The 2,928-nt window shown below is 30.8% G+C and carries 3 protein-coding genes and 1 pseudogene; 1 reads left to right on the forward strand and 3 read right to left on the reverse strand.

Translation table 11 applies throughout. From position 1 onward, the window contains the following. Positions 1–164: 164 nt before the first annotated feature. Positions 165–485: pseudogene (locus ACFIQE_RS09365) on the reverse strand (XRE family transcriptional regulator). Between the two features lie 118 nt (positions 486–603). Between ACFIQE_RS09365 and ACFIQE_RS09370 the strand changes: the two are divergent. Then, positions 604–2,187 (forward strand): ATP-binding protein, encoded by a 1,584-nt coding sequence (locus tag ACFIQE_RS09370; RefSeq protein ID WP_375707608.1) that lies wholly within the window; start codon positions 604–606, stop codon positions 2,185–2,187. Between the two features lie 353 nt (positions 2,188–2,540). On the opposite strand, the gene ACFIQE_RS09375 is transcribed toward ACFIQE_RS09370, so the two are convergent. Both ACFIQE_RS09375 and ACFIQE_RS09380 read right to left on the reverse strand, forming a co-directional pair. After that, positions 2,541–2,771: a hypothetical protein gene (locus ACFIQE_RS09375; protein WP_375707609.1), complete on the reverse strand. Its 231-nt coding sequence runs from the start codon at positions 2,769–2,771 to the stop codon at positions 2,541–2,543. Then, positions 2,731–2,928, reverse strand: a 198-nt coding sequence (locus ACFIQE_RS09380) for a hypothetical protein (protein ID WP_375707610.1), incomplete at its 5' end; no start/stop codon positions are given. The genes ACFIQE_RS09375 and ACFIQE_RS09380, both read right to left, overlap by 41 nt.

A 2,928-nucleotide genomic window follows, 5' to 3' on the forward strand; every position in this document is an offset into this window, starting at 1 on the left:
AGCTGGTAGAGCGCCTCGTTTACACCGAGGATGTCGGGAGTTCGAGTCTCTCATCGCCCACCATATAGCTTTATATTACTATTAAGTTTTTGATTCTTCATATATTTTTAAAAGATAAGGGATGCCTAAATAAAGTTAGGGGAATAGGATTTTTCAACCTATCTCTATAGGACGCCTCTTTTTTTGCAAACTTTCTCAAGAACGTCTTTTAATTCTGCTAAGTTTTGTTGTGAAAAATTCTCTAAATTTCTAACAAACTCACCAACAGCTTCACGCCTCAACGGATCAGAAGTCTTGATTTTAAAACTTTTGCGTCAAACATAAGCTTCTTTTCTTAAGAGTAAAGCCTTCTGTTGATCTAAATCATAGAGTTCAATTATCTTTTCCTCCAGTCCTACAGGAACAGATTTTTTGCCAATTTCTACAGAAGATAAAAATGATACAGATATGTCCAATACCTCTATACAAAAACCATTATCAAGCATATACAATATCTCTTATGGTGAGAAATTATTAACTTTTCATCAGGAATAGTGTGTTTAATATCATTATAAAATTTAAATATTACAACGAGATATATAAATAAAATATATTGGTGTACTTATGCTTGTCAATCTTAATGCTATAATCCGCGATCTTTCTTCAGAAACGAATATCGTTACAGTTCTTAAGGAATCTATCGTTAACTCTATACAAGCTCATGCAACAAAAATTGATATTTTATTCCAACTTTATGGCAATGCAGATTTGTGGGAGAATCAACCAATTTTTTCTATAAATGTTTTTGATAATGGAGATGGATTTACAAAAGAGAATATCAAATCTTTCTCTACTTATAAAAGTGATTATAAAATTCAAGAAGGATGTAAAGGGGTTGGACGTATTACTTACTTGAAAATATTCGAAGAAGTTAAAATCGTTAGTTTTAGCAAAGATGAACATCATGCTCAAATTTCACTGAATTTCACTCCACAGTTTACACAAGATTCTTTTAAAAAAGAAAATGGCGAAAAAGATAAATGGTGGAATACACATTTATCTTTTGAAAGACCTTATAAACAAAATGTGTTAGATATAAACCTAGTTCATAATGAAATTTACTATCATCTTCTTCCTTTACTTTTTTTAAAGAAAGATGAAAATATCCAAATTAACTTTTATGTACATAATGTAGAAAATTTAGAAGATGTAAATAACTTAAGGGATGTAAAAAATTTAAAAGATGTAGAAAGCTTAGAGAAAAGAACAATCAATACGCAAGATTTACCTTACTTAGAAAATAAAACTCTCAAAATCGGTCTTTCAAATATTCCCTTTAGTCTTTCTTATTATTTTGAAGAGAACACAAACTCTAAGACTAAAGTAGAGGCTTACTATTGTGCTAATAATCGTACTGTTATGCCTTTTTCAAAGTTTATAAATATCAATCCAATAAACAATGTGATGATGATATTTTTATTAGAATCGCCTATTTTGGATAAGTGTGTTAACGACGAACGGAATGAGTTTGAGATTAATAAAACAGATCCTGACTTAGAAACCCAACTAACTTGGGATGATATTAATCAAACGTTAAAAAACACTTTAAATGAAGTAATTAACAGCCAATTTCCGGAAATTAAAGAAAAAAAGAGCACTCTTCTCAAAAAAATTGCTGAAGAATATCCTTATTTAGTAGACTTCTTAGACACAAAAGATGTAATTGGGGGCGTCTTCAAGGAAGATTCATTTATTGAAAACGCGGAAAAAAAATATTCAAAAAGAAAACTAGCATTCAGAAAAACTCTTCATGAAGGCAAAGGAAAGCCAAAAGAAAATTTACAAAAAGCACAAAAATTTGCTAGTTTAGAATTAACACAATACATTCAATTCCGAGATGATATTTTGAATCAATTCTCTAAATTATTAACACCAAAAACTTTAGAAAAAGACATTCATAATTTATTTATTCACCAAGGAAAAACAGCTGATAAATTTTCTCCTTTGCCATTAGAAGAAAATAATTTATGGATAATTGATGATAAATTTATGAGTTATAACTATTTACAAAGTGAGAAAACGATACAAGAATTTCTTTCAAACGTTGATTCATTATCTATTAATTCTGGAAGAAAAAAAACAGAATTATGTAGCCGACCTGATATAGCTATCTATTTCGACTCTGAAGAAAAAAACGTGTTGTCTTAATAGAATTAAAAAAGCCCACGGCAGATTACAAAAATTCAGGCGTTGCACAATTAAGTAATTATGCCAGAGTCCTTAAAACATATGGTGTTAATGAGATATATTTATATTTAATAGCTGAAATAGATGATGATTTTGCATATACATTGCTTGATACAAATCATTTCATAGAAGTTTTTTCTCAAGAAGGAAAATGTTATCAGGGAAGTCTTTCTATGGGTAATGCATTTGTACAAGTTATATCTCCAAGTGCTGTTATTGGGAATGCAAAAGCAAGAAATAGAACTTTTATGGATATTATTAAAAAGGATTTGTTACATCATCGATCAAAGCAAGCCAATCAAGTATTCTGTTCTTCAATTCTTTGAAAAACACTGTTTTAAATGTGATAAGATATTATCGAGCGCATCCATAAGGCGGGCAAAATCAATAACAAACATAAAGAGAATGAAGGCAATCAATTTCATGATGCGTGACATCATCTTTAAGCCTTGATAGGTCTCTATCATCTCGTGAAGGAGCTGTTGTTCTGTTTCTGTAAGATCTTTATCTTTGCTGCTTCGTTTCTTGACCATCTTTCCAACCACATAAATGGGCTCCCTGCTTGTTATGCTTCAAAATATCTCTTGCAAGGTTGGAACTGATGACCTCAACATCCTTATTATCTAAATAAATGGGCAACCAGCCACCACAAGAAACAGACCTATTTGCCGCGCACCCAACGAGAAAGTTCAGAGCGCACAC

Source organism: Bartonella sp. AA1HLJMS, from assembly GCF_042197445.1.
GTDB lineage: Bacteria > Pseudomonadota > Alphaproteobacteria > Rhizobiales > Rhizobiaceae > Bartonella.

What these genes read in the sequence shown, in the direction of transcription:
- ACFIQE_RS09370 (WP_375707608.1), top strand. Translation starts at nt 604, where the DNA reads ATGCTTGTCAATCTTAATGCTATAATCCGCGATCTTTCTTCAGAAACG.